Genomic DNA, 18,384 nt, shown 5'->3' with positions numbered 1-18,384 from the left:
CCGTGCGAAGGCATCCCCGCCGCCTGGTGGTCGGGCGGGGCCGGGTTCAGTGATCGACCCGGGAAAGCGTTCAACGACGCGGGCGGTGTGCAGGACCGCCACTGACGAGGCTAGCACGATCAGCCGTCGGCACTGCTGAGACGTGGTTCACCCGTGCCCAACGGTGCTCTGGAACGGTGTGTGCGGGGCGCGCGGGGCGTGGTGTCCCTATGCTGCTCCGGTGCCCGAGAACCGACTGGACCCCGACTCCCGGGTCAGCGCACCCCAGCTGCCCCGCCCTCGTCACCGCCGCGTCCCCACCCGGGGGCTGTCGTGATCGGCGGTGTCCTGGCGGGGATCTCCGCCGGGCTCGTGCTGCCCGTCCAGACGACGATCAACACGCGTCTGGGGCGCCGGGCCGGCTCCGTCTTCCTGGCCTCCCTGATCTCGTTCTCGGTGGGCACCCTGGTGCTGGTGCTGGCCCTGGGGGCCACCCGTCCGGGCATCGACTGGGGGGTCCTGCCGGGCCAGCCGTGGTGGATCTGGGTGGGTGGTCTGTGCGGGGTCGCCTTCCTCACCTTCAACATCGTCCTCATGCGGGCACTCGGCGCCTCCTCCGCAGTGGTCCTGCCCATTGTCGGGCAGGTGATCGGCGGGGTGCTCATCGACACAACGGGCGCCTTCGGTGCCACGCGGGTCGCGCTGGGTCCGGCGAGGAGCGCCGGTGCACTCCTGGTGGTCCTCGGTGCTGCGATGGCCAACATGCGCCCTCGGCGCGGGCGTCCCCAGGACATCGACGAGGGCGCCCCGGGCGCGCTCCGTGTGGTCGCCCTGGGTGGGGCCGCCGTCCTGACCGGCACCCTCTCCGCCACACAGGCAACTGTCAACGGGCGTCTCGGGGTCGTCGCCGGGTCCCCGCTCTTCGCCGCGACGGTCTCCTTCGTGGTGGGGACCCTGGCGCTGGCACTCATCGTGGCATCCCTCCGGGTGCGTCCCGTGCTGCGGCAGATCGCCTCCGCCGAGCCCTGGTGGATCTGGAGCGGCGGAGCCCTCGGTGCGGGCTTCGTGCTGGCGAACTCCGCGATCGCCCCGCTGCTGGGGACCGGGTTGACGGTGTCGGTGGTCCTGCTCGGCCAGATCGTCTCCGGGCTGGTGGTCGACCACGTGGGTCTGCTGGGTGCGCCCCGGCGCCCGGTCGGTGCGCTGCGGGTGCTCGGGGCCCTCACGGTCCTGGCCGGGGTGGTGCTGGTCCGCCTCGTGTGAGTGCAACCGGTCGGGGAGCCGGTGCTGACGAAGTGGGGTCTCGGCGTCCGATGGGGGCGTTGCGGCACCGGAATCCACGTCGAGACCCCACCTCGTCACCGTCCCCTCTCCCGATCAGCCTCACCGAGGGGCGCACCGGCAGCTCCGGGACGGTGCACAGGTCGGGGTCTCAGGCCTGCGCCAGGACCGGGGCCAGGGTCTGGGCCAGGGGAGTGGTCGGGCGACCGATGAGCTCCGAGAGGGTGCCGGGTGTGTCCGCGAGCTCCCCCAGGGAGATGGCCTGATCGGTGCCCACGACGAACTGCGCCCCGCCCTCCGGGACGCCGGCGTCGAGGAGGAGGCGCAGGTGCTCCCCGGGGGTGACGTCGTGGACGTGGACCTCGCGACCCGAGAGTTCGGAGACGATCCGCGCGAACTCCTTGAGGTCCCAGGCGTGGTCACCGGAGAGCTCGTAGGTGCCCGGGCGAGGCTGGGGAGAGGTGAGGACTGCAGCTGCTGCAGCCGCATAGTCCGCCCGAGCCGCGGAGGCCACACGACCGCTGCCGGCACTGGTGAGGACCTCGCCCGTCCCTGCGGCCTGCTGGGCGGTGGGGACGTAGTTCTCGGAGTACCACCCGTTGCGCAGCAGTGCGACCTCGAAGGGTGCCTCGGCCAGGAGGGCCTCTGTGGCGCGGTGCTCGGGGGAGACGGGTCCGGTGGCGATGTCGGCGTGCAGGACGCTGGTGTAGGCGAGGAAGGGGACGCGGGCCGCGGTGGCGGCCTCGATGACGGCCCGGTGCTGCGGGATCCGGTGCCCGACCGCATTGCCGGAGACCAGGAGCAGGCGGTCCACGCCCTCCAGTGCCGGGGCCAGCGTCGCGGGCCGGTCGTAGTCGAAGTGGCGCGCCTCGACACCTCGGGCGGCCAGCGGTGCTGCCTTCCCCGTGTCGCGGACGAGGGCGATGACGTCTGTGACGGGAACGCGCTCCAGGAGCGCGTCGATCGTGAGGGAACCGAGGTGGCCGGTGGCGCCGGTGACGGCAATGGTCATGGTGTGTCCTTCCGCTGGGGACCGGGTCGTGGTGGCACCCCGGTGTATACTTACTTTTCGTAAGTACACGCCCAGTATGGGCACGTCGGGCAACGACGTCAACAGGGAGGGGACAGGCCATGGAGGATGCACGCCACCGGGTGGCGCCCGCCTTCGACGTCTTCGACGAGCGATGCCCCTCCCGGGGCGCCCTCCTCGACGTCACCGGACGCTGGGGGGCACTCACGCTGCTCGCACTGGCTCGTGGGGCCACGCGTTTCGGGGAGATCCACCGGATGATCGGTGGCTCCAACGAACGCATGCTCGCCCGGACCCTCCGCTCCCTCGAGACCGACGGACTGGTCAGCCGTGGTTCGGTGGCACCGGGTCGCAGCGCCGGATATTCGCTCACCGGAGCGGGGTGTGAGGTCGCCGCCCGGGTGGAGGGCCTCGTCGACGCGCTCTACGGGGCGCTCGCGGTCGGCCTCCAGCAGGACTGAGGCGGGGAGGTCGCGGACGACCGGTGTCCGCGCATCCCGGCGCTGCGCCGGAATCCTCCGGCACGACGCCCACCCCACGGCCCCCGGACCCGCCGCCGACCGCCCGAGCGGCGGTGACCGATGACCTGGGGGCCCGGTTCGGGCTACCCTGCCGTCCGCAGGCGCGCAGAGGGTGCACCGGGGCGGAGGACACATGGACATCGACATGAGCGAGGTCCCCACCAGGGTCCCCCGGGCACCTGCCCGGATCCGAGAGGGTGGAGGAAGCCGTCTCGGCCGCGGTCTCCCACGCCCTGCCCCACACCGAGGGCGCGGTGGCCGACTACATCCCCACCCTCGCCGAGGCGGATCCCGGTGTCCTGGGGGTCGCCCTCGCCGAGGTCGGTGGAGAGGTCCACGAACGGGGGGACTCCCGCCTCGAGTTCTCCATCCAGTCCATCTCCAAGGCATTCGTGTACGCCCTCGTCTGCCAGGAACTCGGCCACCGCGCGGTCCACGACCGGGTGGGGGTGAACAACACCGGTCTCCCCTTCAACTCCGTCATGGCCCTCGAACTCAACGACGGACACCCCATGAACCCGATGGTCAACGCGGGTGCCCTCGTGACGACGTCCCTGGTGCCCGGGGCGACCCCCGCCAGACAGTGGGACCGCATCCGGCGCTGCCTGGGGGCCTTCTGCGGACGGGAACTGGAGGTCTACGAGGAGACCTACCGGGCGGAGTCGCGCACCAATGGTCGCAACCGCGCCATCGCCCAGCTGCTGGCCTCCTACGGCCGGCTCGACGGGGACGCGGAGGCGGTCGTCGACGTCTACACGCGCCAGTGCTCCCTGGCGGTGACCACCCGGGACCTCGCGGTCATGGGGGCGACCCTGGCCGACGGCGGCGTGAACCCGGTGACCGGGCAGCAGGTCGTCCCCGCCTCCGTGTGCCGTGACACGCTCGCCGTCCTGGCCTCCACCGGTCTGTACGAGCGCTCGGGGGAGTGGCTCTTCGAGATCGGCCTTCCCGGCAAGTCAGGGGTGTCAGGGGGCATCCTCACGGTCTCGCCCGGCAAGGCGGGGATCGCAGCCTTCTCCCCACGCCTGGACGCCGCGGGCAACTCGGTGCGCGCACAGCGCGTCACCGCGCACCTGTCACGCTCCCTCGGCCTCGACGTCTTCGCATCCACTGCCGCCACCACCACGGAGGACCACACCCATGACCAGTCCTGACACCCGCACCTACGTCCCCGGGGGGGGAAGGCCTCCTGGGTCCCCATGATCGGGCTCTTCCTCACCCAGGTGCTCATGTCCTTCAACGTCGCGGCGCTCCCGGTCTCCATGGGCGGCATGGTCGAGGACTTCGACGTCCCCTCCACGACGGTCAGCACCGCCATCGTGACCTACGGACTGGTCGTGGCAGCCCTGGTGATGGTCGGGGCGAAGCTGGGACGGCGTGTGGGATGGTCGCGGATCTTCCGCACCGTGATCGTCGTCTTCGGCATCTCCTCCGCCATGATGGTCACGGCCCCCTCCGTCGGGTGGGTGATCGCCGCACAGGGGCTCGCGGGCGCCAGCGCAGCCGTCATCGTCCCCTCCCTGGTGCCCCTCATCGCCGAGAACTACCACGGTGACCAGCAGGCCACCGCCATCGGCTCCCTGGGCTCCGCGCGCGCCATCTCCGGTGTGTCCGCCTTCTTCATCGGAGGTGCCCTGGGCACCCTGGTCGGGTGGCGCCCCGTGTTCGGGGTGACGCTGGCCCTCGCCGTGGCGGTCTTCCTCCTCTCCTTCCGCCTCCGCGGGGACGAGGGCGACCCCGAGGTCTCGATCGACGTCCTCGGCGCCCTGTTCATCGGCTGCGCGATCGTGTCCCTGACCCTCGGGTTCAACAACCTCAACGGCTGGGGTGTCCTGCGTGCTTGTGGCACCGCCCCCTTCGACATCCTGGGAGTGTCCACGGCGCCGCTCCTGGTCCTCATCGGTGTGGTCCTCGCCCAGGCGTTCCTGGTGTGGACGCGACACCGCGAGGCGCAGGGCCGGCCCGCACTGGTCAGCCTCTCGGTGGTGGGGTCCGCCCAGGAACGTGCGGCAGTGGTCGCCATGTTCGTCGTGGTCAGCCTCGAGGCCGCGCTGAACTTCACGGTGCCCCTCTACATCCAGATCGTCCAGGGGCGCACCCCCTTCGCGACCTCGGTGGCGATGATGCCCTTCAACCTCACGGTCTTCATCACCGCGCTCCTGGTCGTCCGGCTCTACAGGCGGTTCACCCCCCCGCCAGATCGGGGTCGTGGGCTTCGTCCTCACGACCTCCGCCCTGGCCTGGCTCTCCTTCGTGGTGACGAACAACTGGCAGACGGTCCCGACGATCCTGGGACTCGTGGTCTTCGGGATCGGACAGGGTGCCCTCGTCACCCTGGTCTTCAACGTGCTGGTGACCGCCTCGCCGAAGGAACTCGCCGGGGACGTAGGGTCGGTGCGCGGGACCACCCAGAACCTCGCCTCCGCGGTGGGGACCGCGGTGGCCGGTGCCCTGCTCGTCTCGCTGCTGACGCTCGGCCTCGGACGCGCCCTGGTCGAGCGTGAGTACGTGCCCGAGGAGATCGCCGGGCACACCTCGCTCCAGGACCCCAACTTCATCCCCAACGACCAGCTGCGCGCCTCCCTCGAGGAGACCGGGGCCAGTGCCGAACAGGTGGAGGAGTTCGTCTCGCTCAACACGGACGCCCGTCTGCGGGCGCTCCAGCTGGGACTCCTGATCCTCTCCGGTGTCAGCGCCCTGGCAATCCTCCCGGCGACCCGCCTGCCCGACTACCGGCCCGGGGAGATCCCCAATCCCTCACCGGAGGTCGAGGGATGACGGAGACCCGCGGACCGGCGACCTGGTTCGACCGCGCAGGAGCCTGGGCGTGGCGCTTCGTCGGCATCTGCACCACGCTGGTCATCGTGGCACTGGGTGCCTCACGCCTGCGCGTCGTGCTGGTCGCAGTGTTCCTGGGCCTGGTGATCACCGCAGTGATGCGTCCCCTCGTCACCGTCCTGCGTCGACGCCTCCCCGCCCCGCTGGCGGTGCTCCTGAGCCTGCTCGGCGGCCCCGTCCTCGTCCTGGCGCTCCTCGGGATCGCCGTGCTCGGGATCTCCTCCCAGTGGGACCTCGTCGTGAAGGGGACCGGTGAGGGCATCGCCGACATCGTCCGGGCCCTGAGGGACGGGGGGCTCCCCATCACCGTCACCGAGCAGGACGTCGAGGGGTGGACCGTGGCGGCGCTGGCCTGGCTGCGGGCCAACTCGTGGGGTCTCGCCGGGTTCGCCGCCACCCAGGTCGGGACTGTCGCGGTGGTCGGGATGGTCATCGCCTTCGGTGTCTTCACCTCCGTGTGCCTGCTGGTGGGTGGCAACGGGATGTGGGAGTGGTTCCTCGACCAGGTTCCCGCGCACGTGCGCTTCTCCTGGGACGAAGCGGGGCGTGCGGCCTGGTCCTTCTTCGGTGGGTACACGCGGGGTGCCTTCTCGATCGCGGCCATGGTCGGCATCATCGCCTGGGTGGTGCTCCTGTTCCTCGGTGTGCCCTTGGCCGCCCCGCTCGCGATCCTCGTGTTCATCGGCTCCTTCATCCCGCTCATCGGCGCACCGGCCGCCATGTCCCTGGCGATCCTCGTGGCCCTCGCGACGAACGGGTTCTGGAGCGCGGTCATCGTCGGCGTGGCGATTGCCCTGGTCGGCCAGTTGGAGGGCAACATCCTGGAGCCCCTGGTCATGGGGCGTCACGCCCACCTCCACCCCTTCGTGGTGGGTGCCGCCGTCACCGTCGGGACCGTCCTCGGAGGGCTCATCGGGGCCCTGGTCGCCGTGCCGGTGCTCGGTGTGGCCTGGTACGTCTTCGTGGCCCTGCGCGACCACCCCCGCACCGGAGCGATCGCACCGACCGGGCCGACGGCGGAGGTCGGGGGACCGGAGTCGGCGGACACGGGGACGGCCGGCGGTGTGCCCGGGGGCACAGCCACGCACCCCTGACCCCGCGAACGGGGCAGTCCGACCGGTGCACGCCGGTCCCCGGCCCCGGACGACACCGGCTGCGCCCTCGTCACACGGGCCCAGCACTCGGCACACCTCCGCACGGTCCCGCCACCCACCGCTACCGTCGACCCATGACCGCACGCCCCGACAAGCACGACCCCGACTCGTTGCGCACCGCCACCCGCGCCGTCCACGTCGGCAACGACATCGACCGAGGTTCGGGTGCCATCCGGACCCCGCTGGTCATGGCGAATGCCTACGCGCTGCCGGAGGACCCCTCCGACATTGACTGGTCGGGCACGGACGAGTTGATCTACACCCGCAACTCCGGGGTCAACCAGCTCGGCCTCCAGGCCCGCCTGGCCGCCCTGGAGGGAGGGGAGGAGGCGGTCGTCCTCGCCTCCGGGGTGGCCGCCCTGCACGCCGTGTTCTTCACCCTGCTGCGCTCGGGGGACCACGTGGTGGTCGCCGACGTCACCTACGAGGCGACCTGGCGCCTGCTCTCCGTGCTCCTCCCGGAGAAGTACGGCATCGAGGCGACCTTCGTGGACGCATCCGACCCCGACGCCATCGCGGCGGCGATCCGCCCCACCACCCGACTGGTCCACGTGGAGACCATCGGCAACCCCACCACGCGTGTCAGCGACGTCGCGGCCGCCGCCCGCATCGCGCACGACGCCGGGGCGCTGCTCAGCGTGGACTCCACCTTCACCCCACCCCCGCTCTACCGGCCCCTGGAGGACGGGGCGGACCTGGTGGTCCACTCCCTGACCAAGTACATCAACGGCCACGGCGACTCCCTGGGTGGGGCCGTCATCGGCAGCCACGAGCTCATCCACCGCATCAAGTCCGAGGCGATGGTCGACGTGGGCGGGGCGATCTCCCCCTTCAACGCCTGGCTCATCACCCGCGGCTCCGTCACCCTGCCCCTGCGCCTGGCGCGCCACCTCACCTCCGCACAGCAGGTCGCGGAGTTCCTGGAGTCCCAGGACCGGGTGGCCCTCGTCGAGTACCCCGGGCTGGCCTCCCACCCCCAGCACGACCTGGCCCGACGTCAGTTCGGGGACCGCGGCTACGGCGGCGTCCTCGCCCTCGCACTCGATGCCACACCCGAGGAGCACAACCGCTTCGTCGCGAACCTGCGGGTCATCACGTCCGCGGTCTCCCTGGGCCACGACGAGTCCCTCATCGTGTACACGGGGACCGACGGCCCACGTGTGGCGACGTATCCGGAACCGTTCCGCAGACTGGGACACCTGCGCCTCTCCATCGGCCTGGAGGACCCCGAGGACCTGGTGGAGGACCTCGCCGCGGCCCTGTCCGAGACCTTCCCCCGGTCATGACCTGCCCACCCACCCCTGACTGCGCGATACTGGGGGCATGAGGACACGAGAGGTGCGCAGGGCCGTCGTCACAGGAGCATCGACCGGGATCGGGGAGGCCACCGTGCGTCTCCTGCGCGAACGGGGGTGGGACGTCACCGCCGTGGCGCGGCGCGTCATGCGCCTGAAGAAGCTCGCCGAGGAGACGGGGTGCACCTACTTCGCCGCTGACCTCACCGATGACGAACAGGTGCAGGCCATGGCCGCCTACGTCGACACGCTGGGCCCCGTGGACGCCGTGGTCAACGACGCGGGCGGTGCGCTGGGTGTGGAGAGCGTGGCCGATGCGGACATCGAGCACTGGACCCAGATGTACGACCGCAATGTCATCACCGCCCTGCAGGTCACCCAGGCATTCCTGCCGACGATGCGTCAGCGCGGGGGCGACCTCGTCTTCGTGACCTCCACCGCCGCACATGACACCTATCCCGGGGGCGCGGGCTACGTGGCCGCCAAGCACGCCGAGCGGATCATCCCCAACACACTCCGCCAGGAGCTGGTGGGGGAGCCCGTGCGCATCATCGAGATCGCGCCCGGCATGGTCCGCACCCCGGAGTTCTCCCTCAACCGTCTGGGGTCGCGTGAGGCCGCGGACAAGGTCTACGAGGGCGTCGCCGAGCCCCTGGTCGCCGAGGACATCGCCGATGCCATCGTCTGGACGCTGACCCGTCCCCACCACGTGAACATCGACTCCCTCGTCATCCGCCCGATCGCCCAGGCGACGAACACACTGGTGGCGCGCACGGGCGACTGACACCGCACGCCCCTCAGAGCCCCTCCTCCAGGGGACGCCCGCGGTCGTCGACCCCCAGGCGTGCGTAGGCCCGCGGGACCGTCACCATGAACCAGACTCCTCCCAGGAGCGACAGGATTCCCGTCACCCACGCCGAGGAGGCCACTCCGAAGGCGTGGACGAGGGCGGCCACGGCGAAGGGCCCCACGGTGGAGCCGATCTGGCTGATCGACTGCCACAGGCCCAGGAACTGGGACCGGTTGACGTCGGGGGAGAGATCCGCACCCATCGTCATGACGATCCCCGACCCGAACCCGTTGCCGAAGCCGATGATGCAGGCGGTGACGACGAATCCCACCGGGGAGGTCCACAGGGCCATGGCGATGAAGCCGAGCCCCATGATCGCCAACGTCGGCAGGAGGTCGCTGCGGCGACCGAACCGGTCCGAGATGCGCCCCGCCGGGTAGAACATCAGGGAGTCGAGCACCGCTGAGGCGGCGAAGGTCGCCGAGATCGTGTGGTCCGCAATCCCCAGCTGATGGCCCCACAGGGGGATGATGACGGCGCGGTTGGCCCGCACCAGTCCCAGGATGATGATGCCGACGGAGAGCAGGGCGGTGGCCCCCGTGTCGGCGCGCTCGCGCAGGGGCGGGCGGCGCAGGTCGTCGGCGTGGGGGTGGGTGGGGTCGGAACCGGTGGAGGAGTTCGGGCCCAGCTCCTCCCACTCCTCGTCCTCCCACTCCTCCTCCTCGACGAGCTCCGGGACGGTGACCCCGGGGGCGGGGTCCGGGAGGACGAACCCGAGCACGAAACCCAGGGCGACCAGGGTGGTGACGATCTGGAGCCAGAAGGAGCCGGGCAGGTCCCACAGCGCGATGGCCACGGAACCGACTGCGGGGCCGATGAGCTGGCCCAGCCGGAGCATCCCGCCCAGCATGGACATGGCGCGTGCGCGGTAGCCGACCGGCACGGACTCGGCGACGTAGGACTGCCGGGCCAGGGACCAGATGTTCGCCGAGACCGCCAGTGCCACGATGCCGAGGAGGTAGGCGATCTGACCCCACCGTTGCCTGGGATGGGCCAGTGCGACCAGGGTGACCGCCAGCGAGACGACCGCGAGCAGGGTGCCGGTGATGAAGGCGGGACGGTCACCCCACCGGGTGATGCGCCGCCCCACCCAGGGACCGGTGAGGACCCCGACGAGGCCGGAGATGCCGGCGATCGTGGAGGCCGCGGACTGCGAGTAGCCGAGCGAGAGCGCGGCCAGCACCATGACGGGTGCCAGGGCACCCGATCCCGTCGACCAGATGAGGCTGGGGACGTAGACGGGCAGGGCCAGTCGTGTGAGGGGGGAGTGCGCGCGGGGCTCGTGATCGGGATGGGGGTCTCTCACCTGATCCATTGTGGGGTCTGGGCAGGCGGGGCGCACCGCCGGGTCACCNGACGCCCACCGGTGGGAGGGACACGGGGGACGACGAGGGCGCCGCACGTGGCACGGGGCGGGCCGAGGGCCGGAGTTCCGCCCACGGCGAGGAGTGACGGTCCCCTCAGCGCGACGGGCACGCGATCGGCTACCATGGGCGCCGACGTCGATCCGGCCCGCAGGTGGTGACACCGCGCGGGGCATCACCGGGGAGTCTCCGGAAGAACGGGACGGCCGGTCACCGGCCGACCCCACTAGACCCGGACGGGTGGGCCCGAGACAGCCCCAACGAAGCGGGTGCGTGCGAGCGTGCCAAGCGGGGTGGTACCGCGGTTCCCGGCGTCGCCGGGCGTCGTCCCTGGACTGTGCAGCACTGGAGACGACACCGAGGACACCATGACCAAGCACGGGTTCTACCCCCGCCACCGGGACACCGAGGTCGAGGCGAACGCGTCCTTCCCCCGCATGGAGGAGGACACGCTGGCGTACTGGAAGGCGGACGACACCTTCCGCAAGTCCGTCGAGGAGCGCCCCACCGGGCGCGACGGCGACAACGAGTTCGTCTTCTACGACGGCCCGCCCTTCGCCAACGGCCTGCCCCACTACGGCCACCTGCTCACGGGCTACATCAAGGACCTGGTCGGGCGTTACCAGACCATGCGCGGCCACCACGTCGAGCGGCGGTTCGGGTGGGACACCCACGGACTGCCCGCCGAGCTGGAGGCCCAGCGCCTCCTCGGCATCGACGACGTCTCCGAGATCACGCGTCCGGGCGGCATCGGGATCGAGAAGTTCAACGAGGAGTGCCGCGCCTCCGTCCTCCGGTACACGGGCGAGTGGCAGGACTACGTCACGCGCCAGGCGCGCTGGGTCGACTTCGAGCACGACTACAAGACCCTGGACCTGCCCTACATGGAGTCCGTCCTGTGGGCCTTCAAGACCCTCTACGACAAGGGCCTGGCCTACAAGGGCTACCGCGTGCTGCCCTACTGCTGGCACGACCGCACCCCGCTGTCCAACCACGAACTCAAGATGGACGACGACATCTACCAGGACCGCACGGACCAGACGGTCACCGTCGGCCTGCGCCTGGAGACCGGTGAACTCGCACTGATCTGGACGACGACACCGTGGACACTGCCCTCCAACCTGGCCATCGCGGTGGGTCCCGACATCGACTACGTCACGGTGCGCCCCGCGGAGGGCGCCCTCGCGGGCGAGCGCGTGGTCCTGGCCCGGGCCCTGCTGGGCTCCTACGCCAAGGAACTGGGGGAGGACCCCGAGGTCGTCGACGAGTTCCCCGGCTCCGCACTGGTGGGTCGCCGGTACGCGCCGATCTTCGACTACTTCGACACCCCCGAACGTCGTGCCGAGGGCGCGGCCCCGGGACCCGACGCCTGGACCGTCATCGCCGGCGACTTCGTCACCACCGAGGACGGCACGGGCCTGGTCCACATCGCCCCCGCCTTCGGTGAGGACGACATGTACGCCTGCCAGGCCGTGGGGATCCAGCCCGTCGTCCCCGTGGACGAGGCCGGCTGCTTCACCTCCGAGGTCAGTGACTACGAGGGCGTCCAGGTCTTCGACGCCAACCGCCTGGTCATCGCGGACCTGCGGGAGGGGACGGGGAACCTGGCACGCAGGGACCCGGCCCACCGGGCCGTCCTCGTGCGCCAGGCCTCCTACACCCACTCCTACCCGCACTGCTGGAGGTGCCGCAAGCCACTGATCTACAAGGCTGTGAGCTCCTGGTTCGTGCGCGTCACCGCGTTCCGGGACCGCATGGTGGAGCTCAACCAGCAGATCACCTGGGTGCCGGAGCACATCAAGGACGGCATCTTCGGGAACTGGTTGGCGGGGGCGCGCGACTGGTCGATCTCCCGCAACCGCTTCTGGGGAGCGCCCATCCCCGTGTGGGTCTCGGACGACCCCGCACACCCCCGTGTCGACGTCTACGGGTCCATCGCCGACCTGGAGCGTGACTTCGGGGTCGAGGTCACGGACCTGCACCGTCCCTTCATCGACACCCTGACGCGTCCGAACCCGGACGACCCGACGGGCAGGTCCACGATGCGCCGCATCAGTGACGTCTTCGACTGCTGGTTCGAGTCGGGGTCCATGCCCTTCGCCCAGGTGCACTACCCCTTCGAGAACCAGGGGTGGTTCGAGGACCACTACCCGGGGGACTTCATCGTGGAGTACATCGGTCAGACGCGCGGGTGGTTCTACACCCTCCACGTCCTGGCCACGGCCCTCTTCGACCGTCCGGCCTTCACGCACTGCGTCTCCCACGGGATCGTGCTGGGTGACGACGGGCGCAAGATGAGCAAGTCCCTGCGCAACTTCCCCGACGTCAACAAGGTCTTCGACCAGTACGGCTCGGACGCCATGCGCTGGTTCCTCATGAGCTCCCCGGTCGTGCGCGGAGGCAACCTGATCGTCACGGAGGAGGCCATCCGCGACACGGTGCGCCAGGTCCTGCTGCCCCTGTGGAACGCGTACTACTTCTTTGCCCTCTACTCGGGGGCGGCCGACGGTGGTCGCGGGTACCTGGCCCAGCGCCTGGACCTGGAGGACCCGGAGCTCGTGGCGTCCCTGGACGTCATGGACCGCTACCTCCTGGCCCACACCCGCTCCCTCGCGGACACGGTGGGGGCACAGATGGAGGCCTATGACATCGTCGCGGCCTGCGAGGAGGTGCGCCAGTACCTCGACATGCTCACCAACTGGTACGTGCGCACCCAGCGCCAGCGTTTCTGGGACGAGGACGCGCGTGCCTTCGACACCCTGTGGACCGCACTGGTCACCCTGTGCGAGGTCGCGGCCCCCCTGCTGCCCCTGGTCACGGAGGAGATGTGGCGTGGCCTGACCGGTGGGGAGTCCGTGCACCTGGCGCTCTGGCCCGGGCTGCCCGCCACCGTGGAGGACCCGGCACTGGTCGCCTCCATGGACGAGGCCCGCGACGTGGTCTCCGCCGCCCACTCCCTGCGCAAGGTCAACGCCCTGCGGGTGCGCCAGCCCCTGGCCCGCCTCGAGGTCGTCTCCCCGCGGGCGCGTGCCCTGGAGCCCTTCACGGGCCTCATCGCTTCCGAGGTCAATGTCAAGGAGGTGCTGCTCGCCACCCCGGAGGAGTCCGGGCTGGCGGTCCACACCGCCCTGACGCTGAACCCACGGGCCTTCGACCCCACGGTGCGTCGCGCGACCTCGGCCCTGTTCAAGGCGCAGAAATCCGGGGCCTGGGAGCTCTCCGGGGACGGCACCTCGGTGACCTTCCCCGGTGTCGAGGTCGAGGGTGCACCCGTGGTGCTCACCGGTGACCAGTTCGAGGCGACGACCAAGGTGGACGCCGCCGAGGGCCAGGTCGCCTCGGTGCTGGCATCGGGGGCCTTCGTGGTCCTCGACACCGTGCTCACCCCCGAGCTGGAGGCGGAGGGCTACGCCCGTGACGTGGTGCGCGCCGTCCAGGACGAGCGCAAGGCGGCGGGACTGCACATCTCGGACCGCATCGACCTGTCCCTGGGTGTCCCGGCCGAGCACCTGGAGGACGTGGAGTCCTTCGCGGACATGATCGCCCACGAGACCCTCGCGCTCTCCCTCGCGGTCACGCCCGCCGGGGCGCTCGAGATCGGTGTCGCCCGCGTGGCGCACCAGGACTGAGACGCATCCGGCCCGCGGTCACCCCGTCCCCCGGGGTCGGCCGCGGGCCGTCGTGTCTCCCACACCCCGGGCCGGGTCCGGCGGCGCCGGTCCACGGTGGTGCGTCCACCGCGGCGGGCACACAGCCCGGCGGGCTCACCAACCGGTGGCGGACCCCACTGCGTCGCCCCCGGGCCCGGCGGGTCCCCCGTGCCGCCGGGTGTGGCGTGAACGCAGGATGAGCGTGAGCAGGACGGCCAGGGAGATGACGACGACGCCGACGTGCACCACGAGGATGTCGACGCCGTCCCAGGTGGCGTGCAGGAGGACGGCCAGGACGAAGCAGCCCACGAAGTCCCGCACCGCGTGGCGCACCGGGGGAGTTGCCCCGACACGCCACAGGGCCCACACCGTCATGCCCGTCCAGGCGACGTGGCCGGCAGGGGAGAGCAGACCGCGCAGCAGCAGTGTCCCGTCGACCTCGGCCATGTCCCCCTTGCTCTCGATGAGGGCGACCAGGCCGTAGCCCATGGTCTCCAGCACCGCGAAGCCGGCGCCTGAGGCGATGCCGATGACGATCCCCATGCCGCGGGTGCGCCTGCGCGCGACGAGCAGCACGATGAGCGGGACGATCAGCTTGGCCGCCTCCTCGATGACCCCGATGCCGAGCATGCCCAGCCACGGCAGTTCCTTCAACGTGCGGTACTCGAGGAGACCGGCAGTGGTCGTACCGATCACCCCACCGGCGATCGCGGTGAAGGCCACCGTCGCACCGTTGCCGACCGCGGGCCGGTCGATCGCGTAGGCGAACATGAGCACCGACAGCGGCACCGTCACGGCCCCGACGAGGAGCAGTGTGGGGAAGAGGTTGATGTTGTCCGTGGAGACCATGACCTCCAGGACCACGACGTAGGCGAGCACACCCACGACGAGCACCAGGGGTGAGCCGAATCGCGCGTACCAGGGCAGGGACGGGGCAGGGGCACCTGCCGGGACTTGGGAGGTCTGGGTCATGGTCGACTCCTCGCGGGCGGGACACTGTGGGACGGGACGGGACGGGAGGGGCACCGTCGGAGCGGTCACGACCCTGGCGCCAGCATATTCACGCCGGGCCCGACTCCGGGAGTCCCCCGCCCCCAGCACCTACACTGGTGAGCCGCGTGCACCGGCATCCGGCCGGTCGCGCCCTGGAGGCCCCACATGAGTGATCACCCCGCATTCTTCGGCGACGCCGAGGGTCCCGCCGAGGACTCCGCCGCCGGGCGGACCCCGGCCAACCGCTTCGAGCAGGCGGCAGCCCAAGCCGCTGAGGCGAGCGCCTCGGGTGGCGGCGCGGGTGGGGGAGGCGTGCCCGCGGACCTCATCCCCTACCTCGACGAGGCCGATGCCCCCGACGAGGACGAGCAGGAGGCCNCGACGAGCTCCGGGACGGTGACCCCGGGGGCGGGGTCCGGGAGGACGAACCCGAGCACGAAACCCAGGGCGACCAGGGTGGTGACGATCTGGAGCCAGAAGGAGCCGGGCAGGTCCCACAGCGCGATGGCCACGGAACCGACTGCGGGGCCGATGAGCTGGCCCAGCCGGAGCATCCCGCCCAGCATGGACATGGCGCGTGCGCGGTAGCCGACCGGCACGGACTCGGCGACGTAGGACTGCCGGGCCAGGGACCAGATGTTCGCCGAGACCGCCAGTGCCACGATGCCGAGGAGGTAGGCGATCTGACCCCACCGTTGCCTGGGATGGGCCAGTGCGACCAGGGTGACCGCCAGCGAGACGACCGCGAGCAGGGTGCCGGTGATGAAGGCGGGACGGTCACCCCACCGGGTGATGCGCCGCCCCACCCAGGGACCGGTGAGGACCCCGACGAGGCCGGAGATGCCGGCGATCGTGGAGGCCGCGGACTGCGAGTAGCCGAGCGAGAGCGCGGCCAGCACCATGACGGGTGCCAGGGCACCCGATCCCGTCGACCAGATGAGGCTGGGGACGTAGACGGGCAGGGCCAGTCGTGTGAGGGGGGAGTGCGCGCGGGGCTCGTGATCGGGATGGGGGTCTCTCACCTGATCCATTGTGGGGTCTGGGCAGGCGGGGCGCACCGCCGGGTCACCGCAGTGGGTCCCCGCCGGGTCCGGTGCACCGAGCCGGTGTCGGTGCCCCTCCGGGTCCTGCTCCCGGGGAACGTCCAGGAGGTCCGGGACGGTCTCAGGTCAGTGACGATTGCGGCAACACCTTGCCAGGAGTGACACGGACCACCCACGCTGGAGGCATGAGACACAGCGAGGTCCGGGCGGCCCCCATTCGGTCAACTCCGTCAGTTCCCCTCCCCACCGTGGGGAGGGACGGGCGCCGGAGCGCGCGGGTCGCTGGCCTGCGTCTCCCTCTCGTCGTCCTCCTGCTCGTCACGGCACTGGCCGGCTGCTCGGCGGGCCGCTCCGGCTCCGACTCCGGGAGCGCGGGCTCCCTCCCGGCTGTCGAGCAACAGGCGGACGGCTCGGACGGCTCGGTCGCCGAGATCGGCTCCTCCGCCGAGGAGGCCGCGGACCAGGCCGCTGCGGACAGCCGGGGCACGGGTGAGGTCACCCAGCAGGTCGTGGTCACGGGGGAGGCCTCGGTGCGCGCCTCCGACCCTGTCGCGGCACTGGCGGAACTGACGGCGACCGTGGGCGACCTGGGTGGCAGCGTCGCCTCGTCGACGACGGACACCGACGGGAACAGTCCCTCGGCGTGGGCGACCGTGCGGGTGCCGGCCGCGAGGTACCAGGAGCTCCTCGACTCCCTCCCGGAACTCGGTACGGTGATCTCGACCTCGACCTCGACGGAGGACGTGGGCCAGCAGGTGGCGGACCTGGACGCGCGCATCGAGGCCCTGGGGGCCTCCGTGTCGCGACTGAGGACGCTCATCGACGAGGCCTCCTCGACGAAGGACCTCCTGGAGGCGGAGTCCCAGCTGACCTCCCGGCAGGCGGAACTGGACTCCCTCAGGGCGCAGCGGACGTACCTGGCGGACCAAGTGACGCTGTCCACGCTGTCGGTGAGCCTCCTCGCCGAGCGCGTGGTCGACGACCCGGGCGCCTCCGTGTGGCAGAGGTCGTGGGAAGCATTCCTCGGGGCCCTGCGGGGCATCGGCGTCGGGTTGGTGTGGGCGTTGCCCTGGCTGGTCGTGACTGCGGTGGTGCTCGGCGCGGTGGTGCTCGGAATCCGGCTGGCCGCCCGTCGTCGCGTCGACGAGGGGACCCCTCCCGGACCCGGTGCGGAACCGGCTCCCGCCCCGGTGGCGGACTCCGGCGGGGGAGAGACGCCCACCGGTGGGAGGGACACGGGGGACGACGAGGGCGCCGCACGTGGCACGGGGCGGGCCGAGGGCCGGAGTTCCGCCCACGGCGAGGAGTGACGGTCCCCTCAGCGCGACGGGCACGCGATCGGCTACCATGGGCGCCGACGTCGATCCGGCCCGCAGGTGGTGACACCGCGCGGGGCATCACCGGGGAGTCTCCGGAAGAACGGGACGGCCGGTCACCGGCCGACCCCACTAGACCCGGACGGGTGGGCCCGAGACAGCCCCAACGAAGCGGGTGCGTGCGAGCGTGCCAAGCGGGGTGGTACCGCGGTTCCCGGCGTCGCCGGGCGTCGTCCCTGGACTGTGCAGCACTGGAGACGACACCGAGGACACCATGACCAAGCACGGGTTCTACCCCCGCCACCGGGACACCGAGGTCGAGGCGAACGCGTCCTTCCCCCGCATGGAGGAGGACACGCTGGCGTACTGGAAGGCGGACGACACCTTCCGCAAGTCCGTCGAGGAGCGCCCCACCGGGCGCGACGGCGACAACGAGTTCGTCTTCTACGACGGCCCGCCCTTCGCCAACGGCCTGCCCCACTACGGCCACCTGCTCACGGGCTACATCAAGGACCTGGTCGGGCGTTACCAGACCATGCGCGGCCACCACGTCGAGCGGCGGTTCGGGTGGGACACCCACGGACTGCCCGCCGAGCTGGAGGCCCAGCGCCTCCTCGGCATCGACGACGTCTCCGAGATCACGCGTCCGGGCGGCATCGGGATCGAGAAGTTCAACGAGGAGTGCCGCGCCTCCGTCCTCCGGTACACGGGCGAGTGGCAGGACTACGTCACGCGCCAGGCGCGCTGGGTCGACTTCGAGCACGACTACAAGACCCTGGACCTGCCCTACATGGAGTCCGTCCTGTGGGCCTTCAAGACCCTCTACGACAAGGGCCTGGCCTACAAGGGCTACCGCGTGCTGCCCTACTGCTGGCACGACCGCACCCCGCTGTCCAACCACGAACTCAAGATGGACGACGACATCTACCAGGACCGCACGGACCAGACGGTCACCGTCGGCCTGCGCCTGGAGACCGGTGAACTCGCACTGATCTGGACGACGACACCGTGGACACTGCCCTCCAACCTGGCCATCGCGGTGGGTCCCGACATCGACTACGTCACGGTGC

Annotated in this window: 14 protein-coding genes and 1 pseudogene; 11 read left to right on the top strand and 4 right to left on the bottom strand. The window is 71.0% G+C overall.

What is annotated here, in order from left to right:
- Positions 1-312: 312 nt before the first annotated feature.
- Positions 313-1,242, top strand: a complete 930-nt coding sequence (locus BQ9890_RS00615; protein ID WP_075888545.1) for a DMT family transporter — start codon at positions 313-315, stop codon at positions 1,240-1,242.
- A 169-nt stretch (positions 1,243-1,411) separates the two neighbouring features.
- Here the strand turns inward: BQ9890_RS00615 and BQ9890_RS00610 are convergent, their stop codons facing one another.
- Positions 1,412-2,272, bottom strand: a complete 861-nt coding sequence (locus tag BQ9890_RS00610; RefSeq protein ID WP_075888543.1) for an SDR family oxidoreductase — start codon at positions 2,270-2,272, stop codon at positions 1,412-1,414.
- Positions 2,273-2,391: 119 nt separating this feature from the next.
- Between BQ9890_RS00610 and BQ9890_RS00605 the strand changes: the two genes are divergently transcribed.
- The 7 genes and pseudogenes from BQ9890_RS00605 to BQ9890_RS00580 all read left to right on the top strand — a co-directional run bounded on the left by BQ9890_RS00605 (position 2,392) and on the right by BQ9890_RS00580 (position 8,882).
- A complete protein-coding gene (locus BQ9890_RS00605) occupies positions 2,392-2,751 on the top strand; it encodes a winged helix-turn-helix transcriptional regulator (RefSeq protein ID WP_075888541.1) in 360 nt (119 codons plus the stop codon).
- Positions 2,752-2,990: 239 nt separating this feature from the next.
- Positions 2,991-3,965, top strand: coding sequence for a glutaminase A (gene glsA, locus BQ9890_RS00600; RefSeq protein ID WP_075888539.1), 975 nt, complete (start codon positions 2,991-2,993; stop codon positions 3,963-3,965).
- 45 nt (positions 3,966-4,010) lie between these two features.
- Positions 4,011-5,187: pseudogene (locus tag BQ9890_RS00595) on the top strand (MFS transporter); the annotation flags it as partial.
- A 63-nt stretch (positions 5,188-5,250) separates the two neighbouring features.
- Positions 5,251-5,589: a hypothetical protein gene (locus BQ9890_RS16045; protein WP_230297743.1), complete on the top strand. Its 339-nt coding sequence runs from the start codon at positions 5,251-5,253 to the stop codon at positions 5,587-5,589.
- Positions 5,586-6,743 (top strand): AI-2E family transporter, encoded by a 1,158-nt coding sequence (locus BQ9890_RS00590; protein ID WP_075888537.1) that lies wholly within the window; start codon positions 5,586-5,588, stop codon positions 6,741-6,743. Before BQ9890_RS16045 ends, BQ9890_RS00590 begins: the two co-directional genes overlap by 4 nt.
- A 134-nt stretch (positions 6,744-6,877) precedes the next feature.
- Positions 6,878-8,089, top strand: a complete 1,212-nt coding sequence (locus BQ9890_RS00585; RefSeq protein WP_075888535.1) for a trans-sulfuration enzyme family protein — start codon at positions 6,878-6,880, stop codon at positions 8,087-8,089.
- 37 nt (positions 8,090-8,126) lie between these two features.
- On the top strand, positions 8,127-8,882 hold the full coding sequence (locus tag BQ9890_RS00580) for an SDR family NAD(P)-dependent oxidoreductase (protein WP_075888533.1): 756 nt from the start codon (positions 8,127-8,129) through the stop codon (positions 8,880-8,882).
- A 13-nt stretch (positions 8,883-8,895) separates the two neighbouring features.
- Here BQ9890_RS00580 and BQ9890_RS00575 read toward each other — a convergent pair whose 3' ends face one another.
- Positions 8,896-10,254: an MFS transporter gene (locus BQ9890_RS00575; protein ID WP_195907596.1), complete on the bottom strand. Its 1,359-nt coding sequence runs from the start codon at positions 10,252-10,254 to the stop codon at positions 8,896-8,898.
- 426 nt (positions 10,255-10,680) lie between these two features.
- Here BQ9890_RS00575 and ileS point away from each other — a divergent pair, with 426 nt between their 5' ends.
- The gene (gene ileS / locus BQ9890_RS00570; RefSeq protein WP_075888529.1) at positions 10,681-13,941 is read left to right on the top strand and encodes an isoleucine--tRNA ligase; all 3,261 of its coding nucleotides are present in this window, start codon (positions 10,681-10,683) and stop codon (positions 13,939-13,941) included.
- Positions 13,942-14,076: 135 nt separating this feature from the next.
- Here the strand turns inward: ileS and BQ9890_RS00565 are convergent, their stop codons facing one another.
- Entirely contained in the window at positions 14,077-14,934 is an 858-nt protein-coding gene (locus BQ9890_RS00565; RefSeq protein ID WP_078062123.1) for a PrsW family intramembrane metalloprotease, read from the bottom strand.
- Between the two features lie 353 nt (positions 14,935-15,287).
- Positions 15,288-15,986 (bottom strand): MFS transporter, encoded by a 699-nt coding sequence (locus BQ9890_RS00560; RefSeq protein WP_075888526.1) that lies wholly within the window; start codon positions 15,984-15,986, stop codon positions 15,288-15,290.
- 260 nt (positions 15,987-16,246) lie between these two features.
- Here BQ9890_RS00560 and BQ9890_RS00555 point away from each other — a divergent pair, with 260 nt between their 5' ends.
- Together BQ9890_RS00555 and BQ9890_RS15040 are read left to right on the top strand one after the other, a co-directional pair.
- Positions 16,247-17,308, top strand: a complete 1,062-nt coding sequence (locus BQ9890_RS00555) for a DUF4349 domain-containing protein (protein ID WP_075888523.1) — start codon at positions 16,247-16,249, stop codon at positions 17,306-17,308.
- Between the two features lie 280 nt (positions 17,309-17,588).
- On the top strand, positions 17,589-18,384 hold a 796-nt coding region (locus BQ9890_RS15040), incomplete at its 3' end, for a class I tRNA ligase family protein (protein ID WP_143226373.1).

This window comes from Actinomyces provencensis (genome assembly GCF_900155435.1).
GTDB lineage: Bacteria > Actinomycetota > Actinomycetes > Actinomycetales > Actinomycetaceae > Pauljensenia > Pauljensenia provencensis.
Note: the sequence above shows the minus strand (reverse complement) of the source record. Positions and strands in the feature narration are given on the sequence as shown.